At 64.0% G+C, this 23,532-nt stretch carries 23 protein-coding genes and 3 tRNA genes; 15 read left to right on the forward strand and 11 right to left on the reverse strand.

What is annotated here, in order from left to right:
- Positions 1-16 precede the first annotated feature (16 nt).
- Positions 17-772 carry an enoyl-CoA hydratase/isomerase family protein gene (locus AB7F10_RS09310; RefSeq protein ID WP_428564477.1) on the forward strand — a complete coding sequence of 252 codons (756 nt, stop codon included), beginning with the start codon at positions 17-19 and terminating at the stop codon, positions 770-772.
- A 3-nt stretch (positions 773-775) separates the two neighbouring features.
- On the opposite strand, the gene AB7F10_RS09315 is transcribed toward AB7F10_RS09310, so the two are convergent.
- The 6 genes from AB7F10_RS09315 to AB7F10_RS09340 all read right to left on the reverse strand — a co-directional run bounded on the left by AB7F10_RS09315 (position 776) and on the right by AB7F10_RS09340 (position 5,561).
- Positions 776-1,537 carry a M15 family metallopeptidase gene (locus AB7F10_RS09315; protein ID WP_428564480.1) on the reverse strand — a complete coding sequence of 254 codons (762 nt, stop codon included), beginning with the start codon at positions 1,535-1,537 and terminating at the stop codon, positions 776-778.
- Between the two features lie 6 nt (positions 1,538-1,543).
- Positions 1,544-2,821, reverse strand: a complete 1,278-nt coding sequence (locus tag AB7F10_RS09320; RefSeq protein ID WP_428564483.1) for an O-acetylhomoserine aminocarboxypropyltransferase — start codon at positions 2,819-2,821, stop codon at positions 1,544-1,546.
- Between the two features lie 158 nt (positions 2,822-2,979).
- Complete coding sequence (locus tag AB7F10_RS09325) at positions 2,980-3,546, reverse strand: CoA-binding protein (protein WP_428564486.1); 567 nt, start codon at positions 3,544-3,546, stop codon at positions 2,980-2,982.
- Positions 3,547-3,639: 93 nt separating this feature from the next.
- Positions 3,640-3,864, reverse strand: a complete 225-nt coding sequence (locus AB7F10_RS09330; RefSeq protein WP_428564489.1) for a hypothetical protein — start codon at positions 3,862-3,864, stop codon at positions 3,640-3,642.
- 137 nt (positions 3,865-4,001) lie between these two features.
- Complete coding sequence (locus AB7F10_RS09335) at positions 4,002-4,637, reverse strand: pyridoxamine 5'-phosphate oxidase family protein (protein WP_428564492.1); 636 nt, start codon at positions 4,635-4,637, stop codon at positions 4,002-4,004.
- Between the two features lie 99 nt (positions 4,638-4,736).
- Positions 4,737-5,561: an enoyl-CoA hydratase gene (locus AB7F10_RS09340; RefSeq protein WP_428564495.1), complete on the reverse strand. Its 825-nt coding sequence runs from the start codon at positions 5,559-5,561 to the stop codon at positions 4,737-4,739.
- 46 nt (positions 5,562-5,607) lie between these two features.
- Here AB7F10_RS09340 and AB7F10_RS09345 point away from each other — a divergent pair, with 46 nt between their 5' ends.
- The 4 genes from AB7F10_RS09345 to rpsI all read left to right on the forward strand — a co-directional run bounded on the left by AB7F10_RS09345 (position 5,608) and on the right by rpsI (position 7,536).
- On the forward strand, positions 5,608-5,961 hold the full coding sequence (locus AB7F10_RS09345) for a DUF3175 domain-containing protein (protein ID WP_428564498.1): 354 nt from the start codon (positions 5,608-5,610) through the stop codon (positions 5,959-5,961).
- A gap of 49 nt (positions 5,962-6,010) precedes the next feature.
- Positions 6,011-6,439, forward strand: coding sequence for a PaaI family thioesterase (locus AB7F10_RS09350; protein ID WP_428564500.1), 429 nt, complete (start codon positions 6,011-6,013; stop codon positions 6,437-6,439).
- A 153-nt stretch (positions 6,440-6,592) separates the two neighbouring features.
- A complete protein-coding gene (gene rplM / locus AB7F10_RS09355) occupies positions 6,593-7,057 on the forward strand; it encodes a 50S ribosomal protein L13 (protein ID WP_428564503.1) in 465 nt (154 codons plus the stop codon).
- 2 nt (positions 7,058-7,059) lie between these two features.
- Entirely contained in the window at positions 7,060-7,536 is a 477-nt protein-coding gene (gene rpsI, locus AB7F10_RS09360; RefSeq protein WP_428564506.1) for a 30S ribosomal protein S9, read from the forward strand.
- 90 nt (positions 7,537-7,626) lie between these two features.
- Here rpsI and AB7F10_RS09365 read toward each other — a convergent pair whose 3' ends face one another.
- On the reverse strand, positions 7,627-8,571 hold the full coding sequence (locus AB7F10_RS09365; RefSeq protein WP_428564509.1) for a DMT family transporter: 945 nt from the start codon (positions 8,569-8,571) through the stop codon (positions 7,627-7,629).
- A 257-nt stretch (positions 8,572-8,828) separates the two neighbouring features.
- Between AB7F10_RS09365 and AB7F10_RS09370 the strand changes: the two genes are divergently transcribed.
- Complete coding sequence (locus AB7F10_RS09370; protein WP_428564512.1) at positions 8,829-10,079, forward strand: diguanylate cyclase; 1,251 nt, start codon at positions 8,829-8,831, stop codon at positions 10,077-10,079.
- A 44-nt stretch (positions 10,080-10,123) separates the two neighbouring features.
- Entirely contained in the window at positions 10,124-10,357 is a 234-nt protein-coding gene (locus tag AB7F10_RS09375) for a hypothetical protein (protein WP_428564515.1), read from the forward strand.
- A gap of 133 nt (positions 10,358-10,490) precedes the next feature.
- Here the strand turns inward: AB7F10_RS09375 and glnA are convergent, their stop codons facing one another.
- Both glnA and AB7F10_RS09385 read right to left on the reverse strand, forming a co-directional pair.
- Entirely contained in the window at positions 10,491-11,900 is a 1,410-nt protein-coding gene (gene glnA / locus AB7F10_RS09380) for a type I glutamate--ammonia ligase (RefSeq protein ID WP_428564518.1), read from the reverse strand.
- A gap of 53 nt (positions 11,901-11,953) precedes the next feature.
- Entirely contained in the window at positions 11,954-12,292 is a 339-nt protein-coding gene (locus AB7F10_RS09385) for a P-II family nitrogen regulator (protein ID WP_428564521.1), read from the reverse strand.
- Positions 12,293-12,572: 280 nt separating this feature from the next.
- On the opposite strand from AB7F10_RS09385, the gene AB7F10_RS09390 reads away from it, so the two are divergent.
- Complete coding sequence (locus tag AB7F10_RS09390; RefSeq protein WP_428564548.1) at positions 12,573-14,081, forward strand: NAD(P)H-hydrate dehydratase; 1,509 nt, start codon at positions 12,573-12,575, stop codon at positions 14,079-14,081.
- Here the strand turns inward: AB7F10_RS09390 and AB7F10_RS09395 are convergent.
- Entirely contained in the window at positions 14,074-15,540 is a 1,467-nt protein-coding gene (locus tag AB7F10_RS09395) for a multicopper oxidase family protein (protein WP_428564524.1), read from the reverse strand. The genes AB7F10_RS09390 and AB7F10_RS09395 overlap by 8 nt on opposite strands.
- Before the next feature lie 238 nt (positions 15,541-15,778).
- On the opposite strand from AB7F10_RS09395, the gene AB7F10_RS09400 reads away from it, so the two are divergent.
- The 6 genes from AB7F10_RS09400 to AB7F10_RS09425 all read left to right on the forward strand — a co-directional run bounded on the left by AB7F10_RS09400 (position 15,779) and on the right by AB7F10_RS09425 (position 22,754).
- Positions 15,779-15,863: transfer RNA gene (locus AB7F10_RS09400), tRNA-Leu, on the forward strand.
- 103 nt (positions 15,864-15,966) lie between these two features.
- A complete protein-coding gene (tig, locus tag AB7F10_RS09405) occupies positions 15,967-17,313 on the forward strand; it encodes a trigger factor (protein ID WP_428564527.1) in 1,347 nt (448 codons plus the stop codon).
- 219 nt (positions 17,314-17,532) lie between these two features.
- Positions 17,533-18,168, forward strand: a complete 636-nt coding sequence (gene clpP / locus AB7F10_RS09410; RefSeq protein WP_428564551.1) for an ATP-dependent Clp endopeptidase proteolytic subunit ClpP — start codon at positions 17,533-17,535, stop codon at positions 18,166-18,168.
- A 302-nt stretch (positions 18,169-18,470) separates the two neighbouring features.
- Positions 18,471-19,751: an ATP-dependent Clp protease ATP-binding subunit ClpX gene (gene clpX, locus AB7F10_RS09415; RefSeq protein ID WP_428564530.1), complete on the forward strand. Its 1,281-nt coding sequence runs from the start codon at positions 18,471-18,473 to the stop codon at positions 19,749-19,751.
- A 333-nt stretch (positions 19,752-20,084) separates the two neighbouring features.
- Positions 20,085-22,517, forward strand: coding sequence for an endopeptidase La (gene lon, locus AB7F10_RS09420; protein ID WP_428564533.1), 2,433 nt, complete (start codon positions 20,085-20,087; stop codon positions 22,515-22,517).
- A 161-nt stretch (positions 22,518-22,678) separates the two neighbouring features.
- Positions 22,679-22,754, forward strand: a tRNA-Val gene (locus tag AB7F10_RS09425).
- 185 nt (positions 22,755-22,939) lie between these two features.
- Here the strand turns inward: AB7F10_RS09425 and AB7F10_RS09430 are convergent.
- Entirely contained in the window at positions 22,940-23,245 is a 306-nt protein-coding gene (locus AB7F10_RS09430) for an HU family DNA-binding protein (protein WP_428564536.1), read from the reverse strand.
- Between the two features lie 187 nt (positions 23,246-23,432).
- Between AB7F10_RS09430 and AB7F10_RS09435 the strand changes: the two genes are divergently transcribed.
- A tRNA-Asp gene (locus tag AB7F10_RS09435) sits at positions 23,433-23,509 on the forward strand.
- Positions 23,510-23,532 lie beyond the last annotated feature (23 nt).

Raw genomic sequence — 23,532 nt, forward strand, 5'->3', positions numbered from 1 at the left:
ATTGGGGCATGACGGCATGATTGCGGTGACTCAGCAGGGCGGGGTGGCGATCCTCACGCTGGCGCATGGCAAGGCCAATGCGCTCGACATCGAATTCTGTCGCGCGCTGACCGGTCAGTTCGTCAAGCTGCAGAAGTCGTCGTCCGTGCAGGCGGTGGTCATCACTGCGGAGGGATCGATCTTCTCGGCCGGCGTCAATCTGTTGCGCGCGGAGCAGGGCGGCTCGAAATATCTGCGCTCGTTCCTGCCGGTGTTGAACAAGATGTACGACACCATTTTCAATTTCCCGAAGCCGCTGGTGGCGGCGGTCAACGGCCATGCCATTGCCGGCGGCTGCATTCTCGCGTGCTGCGCCGACTTTCGCGTGATGGCGCGCGGTCCCGGCCGCATCGGCGTCACCGAGTTGCTGGTCGGCCTGCCGTTTCCCGCGCTCGCCTTCGAGATCATGCGCTTTGTGACCGGCCCGCGCTATCTCGCGGAGACGATCTATACCGGTGCGACCTATCCGCCGGAGGATGCGGCGGAACGCGGACTGGTGCATGAGGTGGTCGACGCCGCCGATGTCACGGCGCGCGCTGTAGCCGCGGCGCAGATGCTGGCGCAGATCGGGCCGGTGACCTTCCCGCAAACCAAGAAGCAGATCCGTCTGCCGGTGACCGAGCGCATGAAACGCGACGGCAAGAAGGTCGACGCCGAGACGACCAAAATCTGGACGTCGCCCAAGGCGACCGCGTCGATCCGCGCCTATGTCGAGCGGACGCTCAAAAAGTAACCGCTACGGTTTTCTGTCGATCGGCACGTCGAAGGCAACGCCGGGGTCGGCCGCCGGATAGGAATAGTGCCACCACTCGCGAAAATAGTTCTTGAAGCCGTGACGCGTCATCGCCGTGCGCAGCCGCTCGCGCGCGGCGCGCTGGCCGGCGCTGAGTCCGGGGCTGCGGGTGTGGCTCCTGACGTCGAAGCAATCGAAGCCGGTGCCCATGTCGAGGCTGTCGTCCGGCGCGCGCTGCGCGGCAGGCGCGATGCATGAGCCGTAATGCGCCGCCGGATCGAAGCGCGCCGGGCTTGGCGCATGGCGCGGCACCAGCGTGAGATCGACCGCGACCCCGCGCGAGTGCGCGGAGGACGACGAAATGTAGCCGTGGAACAACTCACTCTTGCGGAGCGAAGGATAGAAACGCCTGGTGTCGGGCGTCGTGGAAGGATTGCGCGCCCAGCGCGCCATGCCGACGGTCGCGCGGGCGGGGCGGTAGCAGTCGTAGACTTTCAGCGAGAGATTGTCGCGGGCAAGGTCGGCCTGCACGCGGGCGAGCGCCAGTGCGACCGGCCGGCGCAGCAGGCATTCCGCTGCGCGGTAACCCGGCAGCGGATGGCCGGTGAAATTGTCCGGGCCAGCATAACGGATGTCCTGCCGGACGCTCGGATCGACATCGCGCAGATAGACGAGATCGGGAGCGACGCGGCCACGACCGTGCTGTTGCGCCTGCGCCGCGAGCGGCAGCAGGATGAGGACGGAAACGAGCGCGGCCGCGCGCACGGCTGGTTATTTCAACGCCTGTTCGAGATCGGCGATGATGTCGTCCTTGTCCTCGATGCCGATCGACAGTCGCACCACGTCCGGCCCGGCGCCGGCCTGCACTTTCTGCTCGTCGGAGAGTTGGCGGTGCGTGGTCGAAGCCGGGTGAATGATCAGCGAGCGGGTGTCGCCGATATTGGCGAGATGCGAGAACAGTTTGACGTTGGAGACGAGCTTGACGCCGGCGTCGTAGCCGCCCTTGAGGCCGAAGGTGAACACCGCGCCGGCGCCTTTCGGCGCGTATTTCTTGGCGAGCGCGTTGTACTTGTCGCCGGTAAGCCCCGGGTAGACGACCCATGACACCGCCGGATGCTTCGACAGATATTCGGCGACGGCGAGCGTGTTGTCGCTGTGACGCTGCATGCGCAGCGGCAGCGTCTCGATGCCGTTGAGGATGAGGAACGCATTGAACGGCGACAGCGCCGGTCCGAGATCGCGCAGGCCGAGCACGCGGCAGGCGATGGCGAAGGCGAAGTTGCCGAACGTCTCGTGCAGCACGATGCCCTGATATTCCGGGCGCGGCTCCGACAGCATCGGATAGCGCTTGTCTCGCGACCAGTTGAAGGTGCCGCCATCGACGATGATGCCGCCGATCGAGTTGCCGTGGCCGCCGAGGAATTTGGTCAGCGAATGCACGACGATATCGGCGCCGAAGTCGAACGGTTTGCAGAGATACGGCGTCGCCAGCGTGTTGTCGACGACGAGCGGCACGCCGGCCTTGCGGGCAATCTTCGAGATCCCTTCGATGTCGGTGATGATGCCGCCGGGGTTGGCGATCGACTCAATGAAGATCGCCTTGGTCTTGTCGGAGATGCCTTTCTCGACGGTCGAGAGGTCGTCCGGGTCGGCCCAGACCACGTTCCAGCCGAAGTTCTTGTAGGAATGATTGAACTGGTTGATCGAGCCGCCATAGAGCTTCTTGGAGGCGATGAACTCGTCGCCTGGCGTCATCAGCGCGTGCATGACCAGCACCTGCGCGGCGTGGCCGGAGGCGACGCCGAGCGCCGCCGTGCCGCCCTCGAGCGCGGCGACACGCTCCTCGAGCACGGCCGTGGTCGGGTTGGTGATGCGGGTGTAGATGTTGCCGAAAGCCTGCAGGCCGAACAGCGACGCCGCGTGCTCGACGTCGTCGAACACGAAGGACGTCGTCTGGTAGATCGGCGTCGCCCGCGCGCCGGTGGTCGGGTCGGGCTGCGCGCCGGCATGGACGGCCAGCGTTGCAAATCCAGGCTCACGGTCGGTCATGGTCGGCTCCGGTGGCTTGTTGTGGTTCTATCGTCGCTGCAATTTAAACCAGCCGCGCCGCGACAGCGTCAAGCGATTGCGCATTGTGCGGCGCGGTTTGAAACGAACGCATCGTGTGCTGGCCGGTGAGGAGAATGAATGCGGCGCCGGCCGCGCGGTCATTGGCCGCGGTCTTCGTCGTCGGTCGCGCGGCCCTGGAAGGTCTGCCGGTCGAGCGACATGCGCTGTGCACCCTTGCCGAGAATTTTTGCGCGCTTTGAGGTCAGTGTCCGCGAGTTGACGCCGAGCCAGCCGATCTCCGAGGAGAGGCGGCCATACTCGATCTTCGGGCAGCGGTTCATCACGACCTTGAGGCCGGCGGCCTCGGCGCGGGCGGCGGCTTCATCGTTGCGGACCGTCAGTTGCATCCAGATCACCTGCGGCCTGGGGTCGAGCGCCAGCGCCTCCTCGACGATCGGCAGCGCATGTTGCGAGCCGCGGAAAATATCGATCATGTCGATCGGCTCCGGCACATCGGCCAGCGTCGCGTAGACTGTCTGTCCGTTGATCTCTTTGCCGGCATGGCCGGGATTGATCGGGATCACGCGGTAGCCGCGCTCAAACAAATATTTGAAGACGAAATAGCTCGGCCGGCTGGTGTTCGGCGAAAAGCCGACCATCGCGACGGTCTTCACGGTGTTGAGGATGCCGCGGATATAGCTGTCCGGATAGTGGTCGTGATTCATTGCGCCTAATATGGAGGAGTGCGCCTCCCACAAGCAAGACGCCCCGCCGGAACGGCGGGGCGCTGTATTTCGCTCGGCGCGTAAGCGGTTGACTTACTTCTTGCGGGCGTCGACGACCTTGCGGCAGGCCGGCGAAAGCTTGGCGCCCTGCTGGTCGAGGCAGACGAGGATCTTGCCGCCGCCGCGCGGGGTGCCGTTGCAGAATTTCTGGTAGTCGCCCATGCAGGCGCTGCGTTCGGCCGAGGTCATGTCCTGCGCCAGCGCCGCCGGCACGAAGCCGAGGCAGAGAACGGTGGCGAGAAGCGCCGCTTTCGTCATTGGGAATCCCCCTGTGTGTTCCAAGATTCGTGATCCGGGTATCGCGTTCAAAGAATCGAGCGCATCCAGAGCGCTCGCGCGGGTTCCCTATATCAGCTTGGAATTTCGCCGGGCCGACGATTTTTAGGAGGATTCGGTCAGCGCGACGGCTCGTCGGCGGGTTGGCCCTGCGCCTTCAGCCGGGCGTTCTCTGCTTCCAGTTCGGCGATGCGGGCTTTCATCTTCGCCATTTCGGGGCCGAGCGCCTGTTCGATGTCGGCTTCGGAGAAGCGCGTGACGATGTGCTGCGAGCAGTTCACGTCCCACGCCTCGATGGTGAACAGGATCGCCCGTTCGGGCTTCGCCTTGTAGCCCGTGTCGAACAGCCGTTCGATCAGCGCCGGATCGTCCTCGACGATGCGGGCGCGGCCCCACAGCTTGACGCGCTGCCGCCGCGCCGGATCGAGCAGGAACAGATAGGCGCGGTCGTTCTCCGACAGGTTCGCGACGGTGATGTATTGCCGGTTGCCGCGATAGTCGGCGAAGCCGAGGGTGCGCTCGTCGATCACCTTGATGAAGCCCTTCGGTCCGCCGCGGTGCTGGATGTAAGGCGCCCCGTCCGCCGTCGCGGTTGCCAGAAACGCCATGTCCTGTTCGGCAATGAAGGAGGCAAGCTCGGGCGTGACCGTATTCGGAAAACCTTCCGTCAGGCGGCGCTCATAGGCTTTGAGCGAGCCGCGCGCTTCCATGGCGCGGCGGGCGGCAGGTGTGAAAACGATGTCGGCGTTTGTCATGGGATGCCCCAAAGCTTCGCGCCTGATGTAAGCCCGCAGAGCAGGCATGGGAAGCGGGGAGGCGTGAGGTGGCGATCAAGCCGGCGTGAAAGCGATCGATCAACGATCGTCGAATTTCGGATCGCGTTTGTCGATGAATGCGCCGATGCCCTCTTTGGCGTCGGCTTCCAGCATGTTTTCGACCATGACCTCGCTGGTGTAGCGATAGGCCTCGGCGAGCGGCATTTCGATCTGCTTGTAGAAGGCGCGCTTGCCGAGCTGGATGCCGGTGCGCGACTTGGCCGCGATCGTGTTGGCGAGCGCCAGCGCCTCGGCGCGCGCCGCGCCCGCCGCGACCACGCGATTGACGAGGCCGAAGCGGTGGGCCTCCTCGGCTGCGATCAGTTCGCCGGTCAGCAGCATTTCCATCGCGTGCTTGCGCAACACTTTTCGCGAGAGCGCAACCATCGGCGTCGAGCAGAACAGGCCCACATTGATGCCGGAGGTGCCGAACTTCGCCGACGTGGCGGCAATGGCGAGATCGCAGGCGGCGACCAACTGGCAACCGGCGGCGGTGGCGGTGCCCTCGACCGCGGCGATCACCGGCTGCGGCAGGTTGACGATCTGCTGCATCATGCCGCTGCAGGTGTCCATGATGAGCTTGAAATAGGCTTTGCCGCCGTCGGCATCGCCGCGCCGCGCGGTCATCTCCTTGAGGTCGTGGCCGGCGGAGAACACCGGGCCTTCCGACGCGATGACGACGGCGCGCGTCGCGCGATCCTTCGCGATGTCCACGAAGGTCTCGCTCAGGGTTTTCAGCATCGACTCCGTGAGCGTGTTGCGCGAGCGCGGCCGGTTGAAGGTCAGCACCGTGACGCGGCCTTGCTGCTCGCGCTTGAGCGCGGGGTCTTGCGTCGTGTCGGGAACCGGAGTGTGCCTTGTCATGTTGTGAGTGTGGCTGCCGGGGGCTTGCGTTGCAAGAGAGCGGACCATGGCAAAGAAGAGCAGAACGAAAAAGCGGGAGCGGCAGGGCAGGCGCTGGTCACAGCGAGTCACGGACGAGAGCGACGCGCTGACGCTCGAAAAGGGCGTTTTTACCAAGCCAAGCGCCAGGGCGATCGCACGTTCGCTCAAGCGGTCGGCGGAGCGCAGCCGCCGGCGGAAATCGGGCGCCTATCGCTCGGCGATGTCGATGCTGACCTTCTATATCAACCGGGCCGGCAAGGATCTCCCGACGTTGCGAAAGGCCAAGCTGGAAAACGCCAAGGACGAGTTGCGTGCGCTCTACGGCAAGGAGCGCAAAACCAAAACAACCAAGGTGGCGAAGCGTAAAAAGAGGAATTGACGTCAAGTGCTGCCGCCCGCAGAAATTGCACCTCAAACGGGGGGCGGGAATGAAGACGCCAGCACTGTCGGCGGACGAGATCGAGAAGCTTCTCCTGAAGGAATTTCCGCAGGCGTTTTTTCCGGGCAGCGGTCTGAGCATCGCGCAGGTCGAATTCGGAGCATGCCGGGTCCGGCAGGCCTATCTGCCGCAGCACCTGCGCCCCGGCGGCACGATCTCCGGGCCGACCATGATGGCGCTCGCGGATTTCGCGATGTATGTGGCGGTGTTTTCGGCGGCAGGCCGGGTGCCGCTGGCGGTGACGACCAACCTCAACATCAATTTCCTGCGCAAGCCCGCCCAGGCTGACCTGCTGGCCGACGCGCGGCTTCTCAAGCATGGCAAGCGGCTGGTGGTGGGCGAGGTGACGATCCGTTCGGAGGGGCAGGACGAGCCGGTGGCTCATGTGACCTCCACCTATTCCATTCCGCCGGCGTGAGATAGAAACAGGTATTAAAATACCAAAATTGTAAGCCATTGTTTTAATTATATAAATATTCTCTTTGAGCCGTTGACGGTATCGAAGTCCCCACGCTACATAGCCGCGACTTTGGCGGACCCGGCGGTCCGCTGTCTTGTTTCAGGATCCATCATGAAAACCTTCTCGGCCAAAGCCGCCGACATCGAGAAGAAGTGGGTGATGATCGACGCTACGGGTCTCGTGGTCGGTCGTCTCGCCTCTCTCGTCGCGATGCGTCTGCGCGGCAAGCACAAGCCGTCCTACACGCCGCATGTCGATGACGGCGACAATGTCATCATCATCAACGCCGCCAAGATCGTGCTGACCGGCCGCAAGCGCGAGCAGAAGGTCTATTACCACCACACCGGCTATATCGGCGGCATCAAGGAGCGTAGCGCCAAGGCGATTCTCGCCGGCCGCTTCCCCGAGCGCATCGTCGAGAAGGCGGTGGAGCGCATGCTGCCGCGCGGTCCGCTCGGCCGGGTGCAGCTCGGCAATCTCCGCGTCTATCCGGGCCCCGACCATCCGCACGAGGCCCAGAAGCCCGAAGCGCTCGATGTCGGCAAGATGAACCGCAAGAACAAGAGGAGTGCGTGATCGTGGCCGACACCGTTTCGTCTCTCGAAGGCCTCTCCGCGCTGAAGCCGGCCGCTCCTGAAGCGGTCAAGCACGAGAAGAAGGTCGACAAGCAGGGTCGCGCCTACGCGACCGGCAAGCGCAAGAACGCGGTCGCCCGCGTGTGGATCAAGCCGGGCTCCGGCAAGATCACGATCAACACCAAGGCGGTCGAGGTGTTCTTCGCGCGTCCGGTGCTGCGCATGATGATCCAGCAGCCGCTGGTCGCCACCAACCGCAACGGCCAGTACGACGTCATCTGCACGGTGTCGGGCGGCGGCCTGTCGGGACAGGCGGGCGCGGTGCGTCACGGCCTCTCCAAGGCGCTGACCTATTTCGAGCCGGATCTGCGCACGACGCTCAAGCGCGGCGGCTTCCTCACCCGCGACTCCCGCGTGGTCGAGCGCAAGAAATACGGCCGCGCCAAGGCCCGCCGTTCGTTCCAGTTCTCGAAGCGCTGATTGCGCAACGGACGAACGCGACAACGACATCGGAAAGCGCGCCTCACGGCGCGCTTTTTGCTTTTGGATGCTGGCTTATTGGATGCTGGCTTATTCGGCCGCGGCCGATCGCCGGCCGCGCAGGCGCTGCCAGACGCGGCCGTCGATGGCGGACAGCCCGAGCGCGATCAGCGCCATGCCGGCGAGATGCCGCGGCTCGAGATGTTCGCCGAGCCATGTGACGCCGAGAAGAATGGCTGTGACCGGCAGCAGGAAGGTCACCAGCATGATGTTGGTCGAACCGGCGCTCGCCAGCACGCGGAAGAAGATCAGATAGCCGAGCGCGGTGCTCGGGAGCGCGATCGCGAGCAGGCAGAGCCAGGCCTCCATGCTCGGTGGCGCGAGCCCCCACGGCCGATCGACGATGAGCGCGACCGGCAGCAGGATGACGGTCGACATGGTCAGCATGCCGGTCGCCGTGGCGATCGGTGCAATGCCGCGCGCCCCGGCGCGGCGGCCGTAAATCCCGGCGATGGTGTAGGACACCGCTGCGCCGACGATGGCGAGTTCGCCGAGCACGTCGATGTTGAACCGGCTCAAGGCCGACGGACCGATGATCGTCGCGACGCCGGCCATGCCGAGCAGAACGCCGGACACGCGCAGCGGCGTCATCTTTTCATCGCTTGTGAAGTAGTGCGCGGCGATCACCGTGAAGAAGGGCGTGCTGGCGACCAGAACGGAAGTGATCCCGCCCGGAATATATTGCTGACCCCAGCTGATCAGCCAGAACGGGATGATGTTGTTGAGGAAGGCCTGACCGACGAACATCCTCCAGCTCGCCCGGTCGGTCGGTATCGCGATGCCTGCGGCGCGAATGACGATATGCAGCATTGCGGCGGCGAGGGCGACGCGCAGGAAGGTCAAGGTCAACGGCGGAAATTCTCGCACCGCAACGGCGAGGAGCGGGTAGCCCGCGCCCCACAGGATCGCGAGCGCAACCAGCAGCATCCATTCGCGGGCGGTCATCGCCCGGTTGATCACGGTCCCGGCAGCCATGTCGTGAAAGTCACCCCACCTGAGCGGGCTTTTTACCGTGACCGGAGGCGATGCGGCAGCCGTTTCCCGCCATTGCAGCCATGCGATGGCGGCCGCGGACGGCCGGCCGCGCCGTCAGCGTTGCCGCATTGGACGGCATTTTAGGCATTGTTATCGCGAAGCGGACCGTTTCGGACAATTTTTCAGCGACGTGCTGCGGCTAGGTTGCCGCTGCGCGCCGGACATCGCCGGGGCTGCGCGAGGCAACAGTCACGTCGATGCAGTCTCTTGGCCAATCTGTTGGCGCGGTGGACATCTCCGCCATCGTGGTGACCTCCTCTGCGGTGGGCGCGCTGCTCGGCCTGTTCCTCATCATCATCTGGCTGCAGGAGCGCGACACCCGCGCCTTCGCGTGGTGGGGCGCCGCCTACATGATCGGCGCATCGGCGATCGCTCTGGCGAACGCGCCGCGGCCGCTCATCGCCATGCCGGCCGCGCTGTCCGGCGTGCTGATCTTTATCGCATGCGGCATGGTGTGGAACGGCGTGCGCCTGTTTCACGGCCGGCCGATTCTGCTGTCCGCGACATTCGGCGGCGCGTTCGTCTGGCTGATGTGCCTGCAATTTCCGCAACTGGCCGCGGACGCAGGACAGGATCGTGTGATAGGCGCCGGCATCGTCGGCGCCTATACGTTTTGCATCGCCTGGGAACTCTGGCGCGAACGTCGCAAGTCGCTGTTCTCGCGCGCGGGCGCATTCGCGGTGCCGCTGATGCATGCGGCCATGTTCATCGCGCCGATCAGCCTGCGCAACTACAACCTGTTCGGCTCGCATGACGGCTGGCTGGTCGTGTTCGCGCTCGAGACGATGATCTATTCGGTCGGCGCGGCCTTCATCGTCCTCCTGATGGTGAAGGATCATCATGTGCAGGTGCAGCGCACCGCCGCCTCGACCGATCCGCTGACCGGCCTGCTCAACCGCCGTGCGTTCTTTTCCTGCACCGCAGCGCTCTATATGCGCCAGCGCCGCGCGGCCAAGCCGGTGACGCTGATGATGTTCGACCTCGACAAGTTCAAGCGCATCAACGACACCTTCGGCCACGCGATGGGCGACGAGATCCTGCGGCTGTTCTCGGCAACCTTGCGCGGCTCGATGCGCGCCGACGATATCATTGCGCGGCTCGGTGGCGAGGAGATCGCGGCGATCGTGCCGGCCGACGAAGACACGACCCTCAAGATTGCCGAGCGCGTGCGGGCCAATTTCCAGAAAGCCGGCACCCTGGTCGGCGACATCGCGGTCAATTCGACCGTGAGCATCGGCGTCGCCTCGACGGCCGATGCCAGCGAGGCGATCGAGGCGTTGATGGCCCGCGGCGACGCCGCGCTTTATCGCGCCAAGTCCGGCGGCCGCAATCGCGTCTGCGCGGCGGCGCCCGACGAGGTCGCTCATGGCGCCGGCGAAACGCCGGCTGCGGCGCAGGCAGCGGTCCCGCCACTGGCGCCGGACCTCGCATTTAGCGGGCATGCCTGAGGCCGGCAACCAAGCGTTTACCAAACCGGCCCTACCATGCCGGCATGAATCAGCATTCTGCCGCTTCCGCCGTCGATCTTGCGGTTCTCGAGGCTTGCGCCGACGGCGCGGGGCGGGCGCTTGCCTGTTCCTATTCGTCGTCGGCCGAATTCGACGCCGCGCTGATCCGCGCCCGGCGCGCCGAGGGCGTTTACGGTCCGCGGCGGCATCGCCGCACGATCGCGACCGTGGCCGGCGTGCTGTGCGGCCTCGCGGTCCTGACGCTCATCCTGATCTGACGCTCATTCGGAAAGAAAAGAAAAAGGGGCGTCCTGCGGGACGCCCCTCGATGCATTGTGTCGCTGACGCGGCGATATTTTTTCAACGCATGATCTTGCCCGAAAACCGGTTCCCACTTTTCGGGATCAAGCGTTACGCCGAGTAGTACATCTCGAATTCGACCGGATGCGGGGTGTGCTCGAATTTGATCACTTCCTGCATCTTGAGTTCGATGTAGCTGTCGATGAAGTCGTCATCGAACACGCCGCCGGCCTTGAGGAACTCGCGGTCCTTGTCGAGCGACTGGAGCGCCTCGCGCAAGCTGCCGCAAACCGTCGGGATCTTCTTCAGTTCCTGCGGCGGCAGGTCGTAGAGATCCTTGTCGGCCGGGCCGCCCGGGTCGAGCTTGTTCTTGACGCCATCGAGACCGGCCATCAGCAGCGCCGCGAAAGCGAGATACGGATTGGCGAGCGGATCCGGGAAGCGCACTTCGACGCGCTTGGCCTTCGGGTTGGTCGTGTACGGGATGCGGCACGACGCCGAACGGTTGCGCGAGGAGTAGGCGAGCAGCACCGGCGCCTCGAAGCCCGGCACCAGACGCTTGTAGGAGTTGGTGGTCGGGTTGGTGAAGGCGTTGATGGCCTTGGCATGCTTGAGCACGCCGGCGATGTAGTGCAGGCAGGTGTCCGACAGGTCGGCGTATTTGTTGCCGGCGAAGATCGGCTTGCCGCTCTTCCAGATCGACTGATGGCAGTGCATGCCTGAGCCGTTGTCGCCGTAGACCGGCTTCGGCATGAACGTCGCCGTCTTGCCGTAGATCTGCGCCACCTGATGGATGCAGTACTTGTAGATGATGAGCTGATCGGCCATCGGCGTCAGCGGCTGGAACTTCAGGCCGAGTTCGTGCTGGGCCGAAGCCACTTCGTGATGGTGCTTTTCGACCTTGCAGCCCATGCGCGCCATGGCGCCGAGCATTTCCGAACGCATGTCCTGCGCGGAGTCGAGCGGCGGGACCGGGAAGTAGCCCTTCTTGATGCCGATATGATGGCCGAGATTGCCGCCTTCATAATCGGTGTCGGAGTTGGTTGGCAGTTCGACCGAGTCCACCTTGAAGCCGGTGTTGTAGGGCGTCGCGGAATACTTGACGTCGTCGAACACGAAGAATTCGGCTTCCGGGCCGAAATAGATCACGTCGCCGATGCCCATCGACTTCACCATGCCCTCGGCCTTCTTGGCGATGCCGCGCGGGTCGCGGTTGTAGGGCTCACCGGTGGTCGGTTCGAGCACGTCGCAGATGAGGACGAGCGTGGTCTCGGCGAAGAAGGGGTCGATGCAGGCGGAAGAGGGGTCCGGCATCAGGCACATGTCGGACTCGTTGATCGCCTTCCAGCCGGCGATCGAAGAGCCGTCGAACATCTGACCTTCCGCGAAGGTGTCTTCCTCGATCATGGAGACGTCGAAGGTGACATGCTGCCATTTCCCGCGCGGGTCGGTGAAACGGAAGTCGACGTATTTCACGTCGTTGTCCTTGATCATCTTCATGACGGTCTTGGCGTTACTCATCGAAAGCATTCCCCTTTATGTGGAAATTGTGCGCGGCTGTTCGCCCCGCATTGTCAGATGGCGTCGAGGCCGGACTCTCCGGTTCTGATCCGGATCGCTTCCTCGATGTTGGAAACAAAAATCTTGCCGTCGCCGATGCGGCCAGTCTGGGCTGCGCGGCGAATGGCATCAACGGCCTTCTCGACGGCCTCGTCGCCGAGCACGATCTCGATCTTCACCTTGGGAAGAAAGTCGACGACGTATTCGGCGCCCCGGTAAAGTTCGGTGTGGCCCTTCTGGCGGCCGAAGCCCTTGGCTTCCGTCACCGTGATGCCCTGGAGGCCGACCTCCTGAAGCGCTTCCTTCACCTCATCGAGTTTGAACGGCTTGATGATGGCCTCGATCTTCTTCATCGCGCAGTGACCCTTCCTGTGGTCCGCCTCGAATGCTGGCAGGCCGACCTCTGCGTTAGCAGGTCTCGTGCCAATCTGCCGGCGCGATGAAATCGCTGTTAAGTCAAATGCCTGCGTGATCTCTCGACCGCTGCCCGATGCGAGGCCTGTCGGTCTGTGGCGCGAAAAGAAGCAATATGCCTATAAAATAATCAGGCCATGAAGCGGAATTGCCGCCGGAAAGAGCGGCACGTTCCGCGAATTGTCGTCGCCGGGTGTGCCGACTACGGTGCCCACGATGATCGAACTGCTCACCACCGCCGAAATGGCAGAGGCCGATCGGCTGACGATCGCCGGCGGCGTGCCGGGCATTGACTTGTTGGAGCGTGCCGGCGCGGCCGTGGCCGATGCGGTGGCGGCGCTGGCGGCGGGCAAGACCGTGACGGTCGTCGCCGGACCGGGCAACAATGGCGGCGACGGCTTTGTGGCGGCGCGCCGGCTGATGGAGCGCGGCTATGCGGTTCGCCTGGCGCTGGTCGGCGACCGCGGGCGGCTCGAGGGGGATGCCGCGCTTGCGGCGGCTCGCTGGAGCGGGCCGGTCGAGGGTGCCGATCCGGCCGCGCTCGCCGCTGCCGACATCGCGGTCGATGCGTTGTTCGGGGCAGGGTTGGCGCGCGAGGTTGAAGGCCTGCCACGCGCGATGATCGAAGCGATCAACGCACTCGGGAAGCCCGTTATTGCCGTCGATCTGCCGAGCGGTATCAACGGCGATAGCGGTGCGGTGATGGGCGCGGCGGTCCGGGCGACGGGGACGGTGACTTTCTTCCGCCGCAAGCCCGGGCACCTGCTGTTGCCGGGCCGGCTGCATTGCGGGCGGCTTCAGGTCACGGACATCGGCATCCCGTCGCGGGTCCTGGAAACGGTCCGTCCGCAGACGTTCGCCAACGAGCCGTCGCTGTGGTGGCCGTCGTTCCCGCAACCGACGGCGGAGGGACATAAATACGGGCGCGGCCATGCCGTGGTGGTGTCGGGCGGCCTCGCCTCGACCGGAGCCGGGCGGCTCGCTGCGCGCGGGGCGCTGCGGATCGGGGCGGGGCTGGTCACCATTGCCTCGCCGCGCGAGGCGCTGTCGGCGCAGGCGGCTGAAAACCTGGCGGTGATGGTCAAGCCGGTCGATGGCGCGGCCGAGCTTGGCGCGTTCATGGCCGACCGGCGGCGCAACGCATTGGTGCTCGGGCCGGGCGGCGGCGTCGGCCCCGCGATGCGGGAGCAGGTCGCGGCGGGACTTGCCAGCGGAGCGGCGGTGGTTCTCGACGCTGACGCGCTGACAAGCTTTGCCGACGAGGCCGAGGCGCTTGCCGCCGCAATTGCCGCGTTGCCGCAGCGTTCCGTCGTCCTGACGCCGCACGAAGGAGAATTTTCTAGATTATTCAATAGTATAAATAAAAATCCGATACTTAATTCAAAACTTGAAAAAGCACGTTCAGCGGCCCGAGTTATCAGGGCCGTTCTGTTGCTGAAGGGCGCCGATACTGTCGTTGCGGCCCCGGACGGCCGCGCCTCCATCAGCGCCCATGCGCCGCCGACGCTTGCGACAGCCGGCTCCGGCGACGTGCTGGCCGGCATGATTGCCGGGCTGCTGGCGCAAGGCGCACCGGCCTTCGAGGCGGCTTCCGCGGCGGTCTGGATGCACGGCGATGCCGCGCTACGGTTCGGCCCGGGATTGATCTCGGAAGACCTGCCCGACCAGTTGCCGGCGGTGCTACGCGGGTTGACGGAACAGACGTGGGGTCCGTCAAACCTCAACTGACCTCGAACCACGCCGCCATGCCGGCCGCCATATGTTCCAGCATGTGGCAGTGAACCATCCACTTGCCCCGATTGTCGGCCACGAAGGCGATGCGTCCGGTCTCGCGCACGTCGACCAATGTCGTATCGAGCCAAAAGTCGCCGTGGCGGTCATTGTCACGGTTGAGACGGCGGAAGTGATGCCCGTGAATGTGCATGGCATGGGCAAAGGCCGTCCGGTTGGCAAAGTCCAGTACGACGGTTCGTCCACGCGAAACCGTGAACAGCGGGGGACCATCGTGGCCGGTTGCTGAAATTTCCGCGAGTGCCCAGACACGCTGATCGGGCGGGAGGCCCTGGCCGCGGAATCCGTCGCCACCCATCGGTCCCCGACCGATGCCGCGTCCCATCATGCCGCCGCCTCCCATCATCGCCATCGCACCACCATCAAGCGGTACGTCAACGCGAAGGGCGGTCGCGAGATCGAGTTTGCCGGGTAACGGATTTGCAGGGAGGACAAGCGCCTCCGACTGCGGTTCGGGCCGGATCGGCGGATCGCCTGCATAGACGAACCGGCCAAGCTCAAGCTCGCCACCGCGCAGGTCGTCGACCAAGATCGATGTCGTCGTGCCCGGCGCCTGCGTGGCATCGAGGATGAGATCAACGCGATTGCCGGGCCCGAGCGTCACCGCACCATTGTTTGCGGCGAATGGCGTCGCCGGCTGGCCATCGAGCGCGATGATCGTCGGTGCGTGCCTGTGGAATCGCAGCGTGAAAATCCGCGAATTGGCGGTGTTGATGATGCGCAATCGCACACGCTCGTTGGTCCTGAGCGGTACGTCGAGCAGATCTTCGCTGTTGAGCGTGATGTACTGGCCGAGCCGCCCGGCCATCATTGCATCGTGGACATTACCAAAACCGCCGGCAATGTCGCCGTTTTCGGTCAATCGCCAGTCATCGACCACCAGCACGATTTCGCGGTCGACCGCGACCGGTTCGCGCTCGTCGACGATCAGGATGCCGTAAAGCCCACGCGCCATCTGTTCGGAGGAGCGTTCATGCGTGTGGTACCAGAACGTGCCGGCATCGGGCGCCGTGAAGCGATAGTCGAACGTCGCGCCGGATTCGACCGGCATCTGGGTCAGATGCGGTACGCCGTCCATCGCGTTTGGCAGCCGCAGGCCGTGCCAGTGAATGACAGTCGGCTGCGGCAGGTCGTTGACGAGCCGCACCTTCAGTTCGTCGCTCTGGCGGACGCGCAGCGTCGGACCCGGCACGACGCCGTCATAGCCCCAGACGGGCGTTGGTGGGGATTTGGGGCCACGCAGTTTTGCGCCGCCTGTCGGACGAGCGTGGAGGAGGCGGAAGCCTGCGTCGGAATCCTGGGATCGGGAAGCGCTAGGGAGCACAAAGACGGTCGCGCAGGTGCCGATGCCGGTAAGGACCTGGCGGCGGGTCACCTGGGGTGGCAGCAAGGCCATCGGGAAGTCTCCAGAACTCAGCGTCTCCCCCTATATTCAGAATAGCGAATATAAAAGCGGCGGTCTTGCGCTGGATCAATTCCGGCACAAAAGCCCGCAAAAAGTGGTGCGGCGCGAGTTTCGCGTGATATAAGCCCGCCGCCCCGGGACTTTAAGCGCCTTGTCCGCAAGGCGCGCGGCGTCTAAGTCGTGACGTCGAAGTACCCGCCGGCAATCGAGCAAACCGGCGTTGCCCGTTGCGGGCGTGGCGGAATTGGTAGACGCGCTGGATTTAGGTTCCAGTGACGCAAGTCGTGGGGGTTCAAATCCCTCCGCCCGCACCACGCCAATGGGCGCGGATATTGGGGCGCGGCGTTGCCGTCCGCCTGCTGGAAGAAACCGCCGGACATCGGCACGAACGAAGATACGAACGAGAAAAGTGTGGTCATGCAAGTCACGGAAACATTGTCGGAAGGCCTCAAGCGTGAGTTCAAGGTGGTGGTGCCTGCCGCCGAACTCGACACCAAGGTCAATGCGCGCCTCAACGAGTTGAAGGATCGCGTGCGGATCGACGGTTTCCGTCCCGGCAAGGTGCCGGTGGCGCACCTGAAGCGCCTCTACGGCAAGAGCGCGATGGCCGAGGTGATCGAGGCCGCCGTGCGCGACGCCAATTCGCAGATCGTGACCGAGCGCGGCCTGAAACTCGCCGGCGAGCCGAAGGTGGATTTTCCCTCCGATCAGGCCGAGGTCGAGAATCTGATGGAGGGCAAGTCCGACCTTGCCTACACCGTCGCGCTGGAAATCCTCCCCGCCATCACGCTCGCGGATTTCAAGACCATCAAGCTCGAGAAGCCGGTCGCCGAGGTTGCCGACAGCGAAGTCGATGAGGCCCTGCAGACCATCGCGACCCAGAACCGGCCTTATGCGGCCAAGGACGGCAAGTCCGAGAAGGACGATCGCGTCGTCATCGACTTCGTCGGCTCGATCGACGGCAAGCCGTTCGAGGGCGGCACCGGCGAGGGCATCAGCGTCCAGATCGGCTCGAACACCTTCATTCCGGGCTTCGAGGACCAGTTGATCGGTGTCGCGGCGGGCGACAAGAAAGAGGTCAAGGCGACCTTCCCGGCGAATTACATGAACGCGGAACTCGCCGGCAAGGACGCTTCGTTCGACGTCACCGTGAAGTCGGTCGAGGCGCCGCAGTCGGTCACCATCGACGAGGAATTCGCCAAGTCGCTCGGACTTGAATCGCTCGACAAGCTGCGCACCGCGGTCAAGGAGCGCATTGAGGCCGAGCATGGTGGCATGACGCGGCAGAAAGTGAAACGGGCGCTGCTCGACGCGCTCGACAAGCTGCACAAGTTCGACCCGCCGCCGTCGCTGGTCGAGGACGAGTTCAATCGCGTCTGGCAGTCGGTCAACACCGAGCTGCAGCAGCAGAACAAGACCTTCGCCGACGAGAACACCACCGAGGAGAAGGCGCGCGAGGATTACGGCAAGATCGCCGAGCGCCGCGTGCGGCTCGGCCTTGTGCTTGCCGAGATCGGCGACAAGAACAAGATCGAGGTATCCGAAGACGAACTGAACCGGGCGCTGGTCGAACAGGCTCGCCGTTTCCCGGGGCAGGAAAAGCAGGTGTGGGATTACTACCGCAACAATCCCGGCGCCATCGCCGGCCTGCGGGCGCCGCTCTACGAGGAAAAGGTCGTCGACTTCCTCATGGAACTCGCCGACGTGAGCGAGAAGAAGGTGTCGCGCGAGGATCTCTACAAGGACGACGCGCCGGCCGCCTGATCGTCCGGCGGGCTGTTCCTGCGCGCGCCCTAACGGTCGATCAACCCTCCCGCCCGAAAGCCCTGTAAAACAGGGCCTCGCGGTTGGTTGCCGGACGCCGATCCGGGTATATATGTGATTCCAGTTTTCCGGGTGCGCGCGGGTGTAAGGCGTTGCCGGGCCTGTATGGCCGGGTGAAGTGCCGCGCGTCTCTCATGTTCCACCACAACCGGGTGAATGATGCGCGATCCTGTCGATACCTACATGAACTACCTTGTTCCCATGGTGGTCGAGCAGACCAACCGTGGCGAACGCGCCTATGACATCTACTCGCGGCTCCTGAAGGAGCGGATCATCTTCCTGACCGGACCAGTCGAGGACGGCATGGCGACGGTGGCGGTGGCGCAGCTTCTGTTCCTCGAAGCCGAGAATCCGAAAAAAGAAATTTCGATGTACATCAACTCGCCCGGCGGCGTGGTCACCTCCGGCATGGCGATCTACGACACCATGCAGTTCATCCGCCCCGCAGTGTCGACGCTGTGCATCGGGCAGGCGGCCTCGATGGGCTCGCTGCTGCTGACGGCCGGCGAAAAGGACATGCGCTTTGCGCTCACCAATGCGCGGATCATGGTCCACCAGCCGTCCGGCGGCTTCCAGGGCCAGGCCACCGACATCATGCTGCACGCTCAGGAAATCCTGAACCTGAAGAAGCGGCTGAACGAGATCTACGTGAAGCACACCGGCCAGTCGCTGAAGAAGATCGAAGACGCGCTCGAGCGCGATTACTTCCTGACGGCGGACGCGGCGAAGGATTTCGGACTTGTCGACAAGGTTATCGAAAAGCGTCCGGAGGAACTGACGCCTAAACCGGCGTAAAAGCGCCTTATTGCCGCAGGTCTGCGGTGCGCGGCGCAGGTTCCGGAGCCGTCAAAACGCCTTAAATAAGCGAGGGAGTGACGGGAGTATTATCGTTAATCGAATCTTGATTATCCTCCCGTTAGCATGCTTCGCTTATGCTGGTCGGATAACGCGAGGGTGAGGCCGCTGGCCGGGCCTCACCGACACAAGCGGCCGAATGAACCCGAACCGGCGGTTCCGGCGCGGGATTTGCCTGGAAAGTGCTTGAGTAAGCGGGATTTGGCCCTCTCGGCCTCGAACCGCCGAAGACGGAGAGCGGAATGAGCAAAGTTGGCGGCAGCGATTCCAAGAACACTCTGTACTGCTCGTTCTGCGGAAAGAGCCAGCACGAGGTCCGCAAGCTGATCGCCGGTCCGACCGTTTTCATCTGCGATGAATGCGTCGAACTGTGCATGGACATCATCCGTGAGGAGAACAAGTCCTCGCTGGTGAAGTCGCGCGACGGCATTCCGACGCCGAAGGAGATCCGCAAGGTTCTCGATGACTACGTGATCGGCCAGGACCACGCCAAGAAGGTGCTCTCGGTCGCCGTTCACAACCATTACAAGCGGCTCAACCATCAGACCAAGCACAACGACGTCGAACTCGCGAAGTCGAACATCCTGCTGATCGGCCCGACCGGCTCCGGCAAGACGCTGCTGGCGCAGACGCTGGCGCGCATCCTCGATGTGCCGTTCACGATGGCCGACGCGACGACGCTGACCGAAGCCGGTTATGTCGGCGAGGACGTCGAGAACATCATTCTGAAGTTGCTGCAGGCCGCCGACTACAATGTCGAGCGCGCCCAGCGCGGCATCGTCTATATCGACGAGATCGACAAGATCAGCCGCAAGTCGGACAATCCCTCGATCACCCGCGATGTGTCGGGCGAGGGCGTGCAGCAGGCGCTGCTGAAGATCATGGAAGGCACCGTTGCGTCGGTGCCGCCGCAAGGCGGCCGCAAGCATCCGCAACAGGAATTCCTGCAGGTCGACACCACCAACATCCTGTTCGTGTGCGGCGGCGCGTTCGCCGGCCTCGACAAGATCATTTCGGCGCGCGGCCGTTCGACCTCGATCGGCTTTGCCGCGCGGGTGCTGGCGCCGGAAGACCGCAAGACCGGCGAAATCTTCCGCGAGGTCGAGCCGGAGGATCTGCTCAAGTATGGCCTGATCCCGGAATTCGTCGGCCGTCTGCCGGTGGTCGCGACGCTCGAGGATCTCGATGAGGAGTCGCTGAAGAAAATCCTGGTCGAGCCGAAGAACGCGCTGGTCAAGCAGTACCAGCGGCTGTTCGAGATGGAGCAGATCGACCTCACCTTCGCCGAGGAAGCGCTTGGCGCGATCTCCCGCAAGGCGATCGAGCGCAAGACCGGCGCCCGTGGGCTGCGGTCGATCATGGAGGGCATCCTGCTCGACACCATGTTCGACCTGCCGAGCCTCGAAGGCGTGGAAGAGGTCGTGATCTCGCGCGAGGTCGTCGAAGGCACCGCGCGTCCGCTCTACATCTACGCGGATCGCAGCGACCGCTCGAACGAGGCGGCGGGCAGCGCCAGCGCCTGACGGAACCGTCGGCATCCGGCGCCGCTTCCGCACCGCAGCCCGATTCCCGGCCGGTCAAGCCGGCTACGATCCCGTTTTAACTGGGAAATCGGGCGCAACTTGCGCCGGATCGGTCCTCATCTTAGCTATACTGTGCGAAGCACAAAACGTACGTAGATTCGTTTCGCGACTTTGGTGTCAGGGATTCGTACCCGCTGTGAAGCGCGCGGGAGGCCCGCCCGGGCCGTCGACCGCGTTGCCCTGAGCCGGAACTTGCTGGTGACTTGCACTTGGCCTGTGCTGCCGCAAAAGCGGGGCGAGGGCGCAAGGGGCACAACATAGGGAATGAAAGCAATGACCACGGCGAAACCCCGTCCTCCGCTGCAGGCTGGCGATACCAAGTCCTATCCGGTGCTGCCCTTGCGCGACATCGTGGTGTTTCCGCACATGATCGTTCCGCTGTTCGTCGGGCGCGAGAAGTCGATCCGCGCGCTTGAGGAAGTCATGCGGTCCGACACCTATATTCTGCTGGCGACGCAGAAGAACGCCTCCGACGACGAGCCGCAGCCGGACGCGATCTTCACGACCGGCACGCTCGCCAGCGTTCTCCAGCTGTTGAAGCTGCCCGACGGCACCGTGAAGGTGCTGGTCGAGGGCGCGTCGCGCGCCGAGGTCGTCAAATACAGCGATCGCAGCGAATATTTCGAAGCGGAAGCGACCGTCATTGCCGATGACATCGGCAACGAAGTCGAGGCGGAAGCCTTGGCGCGTTCGGTCGTGTCCGAATTCGAAGGCTATGTGAAGCTCAACAAGAAAGTGTCGCCGGAAGTCGTCGGCGTCGTCCAGCAGATCGAGGACTACGCCAAGCTCGCCGACACGGTGGCTTCGCATCTCGCCGTCAAGATTTCCGACAAGCAGGAAATCCTCGAGACGCCGGCCGTCACCCAGCGTCTGGAGAAAGTGCTCGGCTTCATGGAAAGCGAAATCTCGGTCTTGCAGGTCGAGAAGCGCATCCGCACGCGCGTCAAGCGCCAGATGGAGAAGACGCAGCGCGAGTACTATCTCAATGAGCAGATGAAGGCGATCCAGAAGGAGCTGGGCGACGAGGACGGCAAGGACGAACTCGCCGAACTCGAGGACAAGATCAAGAAGACCAAGCTCTCGAAGGAAGCTCGCGAGAAAGCCAATCACGAACTCAAGAAGCTGCGGCAGATGTCTCCGATGTCCGCCGAGGCGACGGTTGTGCGCAACTATCTCGACTGGCTGCTCGCGATCCCGTGGAGCAAGAAGTCCAAGGTCAAGAAGGACCTCAAGCTCGCCGAGGACGTGCTCGACAGCGATCACTATGGCCTGGAGAAGGTCAAGGAACGCATCGTCGAATACCTCGCGGTGCAGCAGCGCGCGAACAAGCTGACCGGCCCGATCCTGTGCCTGGTCGGCCCTCCGGGCGTCGGCAAGACCTCGCTCGGCAAGTCGATCGCGAAGGCGACCGGCCGCGAATTCGTGCGCGTGTCGCTCGGCGGCGTGCGCGACGAAGCCGAGATCCGCGGTCACCGCCGCACCTATATCGGCTCGATGCCCGGCAAGGTCATCCAGTCGATGCGCAAGGCCAAGACCTCGAACCCGCTGTTCCTGCTCGACGAGATCGACAAGATGGGCGCTGACTTCCGCGGCGATCCGTCCTCGGCTCTGCTCGAGGTGCTCGATCCGGAGCAGAACGCGACGTTCAACGACCACTATCTCGAGGTCGACTACGATCTCTCCAACGTGATGTTCATCACGACGGCGAATACGCTCAATATTCCGCCGCCCTTGATGGACCGCATGGAGATCATCCGGATTGCCGGTTACACCGAGGACGAGAAAGTCGAGATCGCGCGCAAGCATCTGATCCCGCACGCGGTCGGCAAACACGGCCTCGACGCCAAGGAATGGTCGATCGACGACGCGGCACTCCTCACGCTGATCCGCCGTTACACGCGGGAAGCGGGTGTCCGTAATCTCGAACGCGAGATTTCGACGCTGGTCCGCAAGGCGGTCAAGGACCTGATGACTTCTAAGAAGAAGTCGATCGCCGTGACCGAAAAGATTCTCGAAGACTATCTCGGCGTGCCGAAGTTCCGGTACGGCGAGGTCGAGACCGAGGATCAGGTCGGCGTCGTCACCGGACTGGCCTGGACCGATGTGGGCGGCGAGCTGCTCACGATCGAGGCGACGCAGATGCCGGGCAAGGGCCGCATGACGGTGACCGGCAACCTGCGTGACGTGATGAAGGAGTCGATCTCGGCGGCGGCGTCTTACGTCCGCTCGCGCGCGGTTGCCTTCGGCATCGAGCCGCCGGCCTTCGACAAGCGCGACATCCACGTTCACGTTCCGGAGGGGGCGACCCCGAAGGACGGCCCGTCGGCCGGCGTTGCGATGGTGACCGCCATCGTGTCGGTGATGACCGGCATCCCGGTGCGCCGCGATGTCGCCATGACCGGCGAGATCACGCTGCGCGGCCGTGTGCTGCCGATCGGCGGCCTGAAGGAGAAACTGCTTGCGGCCGCCCGCGGCGGCATCAAGATCGTGATGATCCCGGACGAGAACGCCAAGGATCTCACGGAAATCTCCGACAGCATCAAGAAGGGCCTGGAGATCATCCCGGTCTCGCGGATGGACGAGGTGCTGGCGCGTGCGCTGGTGCGCAAGCCCGAGCCGATCCAGTGGGATGAGGAGAGTGCCAAGGCGGCTGCCGCGTCCGACAAGCCCGCCGACGACGACGGCCCCGGCCTGACCGCGCACTGATCGCCGCGCAGAAGGCTGCATACGATACAAGGCGGCGCCTCCGGGCGCCGCTTTTGCTTTGCCGGAAGTTCCGCGGCGGTGCGCCCGGCTTTACAGCGCGGCCCGCGGGGCGATAAAGGGCAGGGAGCCGGCAGGCGACGTTGCGCTTCGCGGCGAGTTTCGGGCGGTTAGCTCAGCTGGTAGAGCGCCTGCTTTACACGCAGGATGTCGGCGGTTCGATCCCGTCACCGCCCACCAGCCTTCGCTCGCAAAGCGCGTGAAGGCTGCCGCGCCATAGCCCGGAGGGCGAAGGCGGGCGATCATTCGCGAGCTTCGGCTCGGCAGGCTGTGTTTTGCGAAACGCAATTCGACGTGCTGAAAAAGAAACGGCAGGCGCGGTTTCCCGCACCTGCCGTCGGCCCGTGAGGGTCCGGCCTTCGCCGTCAGATCGCTTCTTTCAATTCCTTCGACGCGCGGAAGGCGACCTTCTTGCTCGCCTTGATCTGGATCGCTTCGCCGGTCGCGGGGTTGCGGCCCATGCGGGCGGCGCGCTTGCGAACCTGGAGAATGCCGAGCCCGCCAATGCGGATGCGCTCGCCCTTCTTCAGATGTTTGACGATATTGCCGACGAGATCGCCGAGAACAGTCTCGGCCTGTTTCTTCGACATCTCGTGCTGTTCGGCGAGCGCCGCAGCGAGATGCTTCAGGGTGACGGTCGTCGGGGTAGACTTACCTGGTGCAGTAGCCATTGAGTGGACCCTCCTCGTTGAGACCGGCGCGTTGGCAAACCGCCAGTACCAAGCCCGATAGACGATTCGGGGCCGGTCTGCCTATCGATTCTTCCCATGAAATAAGGCTTTCCGGAGCCTCCTGTGCGGCGGTGCCGCATTTGCTTGACTTGGCGAGGGGGCACCTTTAACTCCGCACGGCGTCCGCGGGGGCGTAGCTCAGTTGGTTAGAGCGCCGGCCTGTCACGCCGGAGGTCGCGGGTTCGAGCCCCGTCGCTCCCGCCATATTTTCAAGCACTTAGCACCCC

The sequence above is a fragment of the Pseudolabrys sp. genome (assembly GCF_050250095.1).
Classification (GTDB): Bacteria; Pseudomonadota; Alphaproteobacteria; order Rhizobiales; family Xanthobacteraceae; genus Pseudolabrys.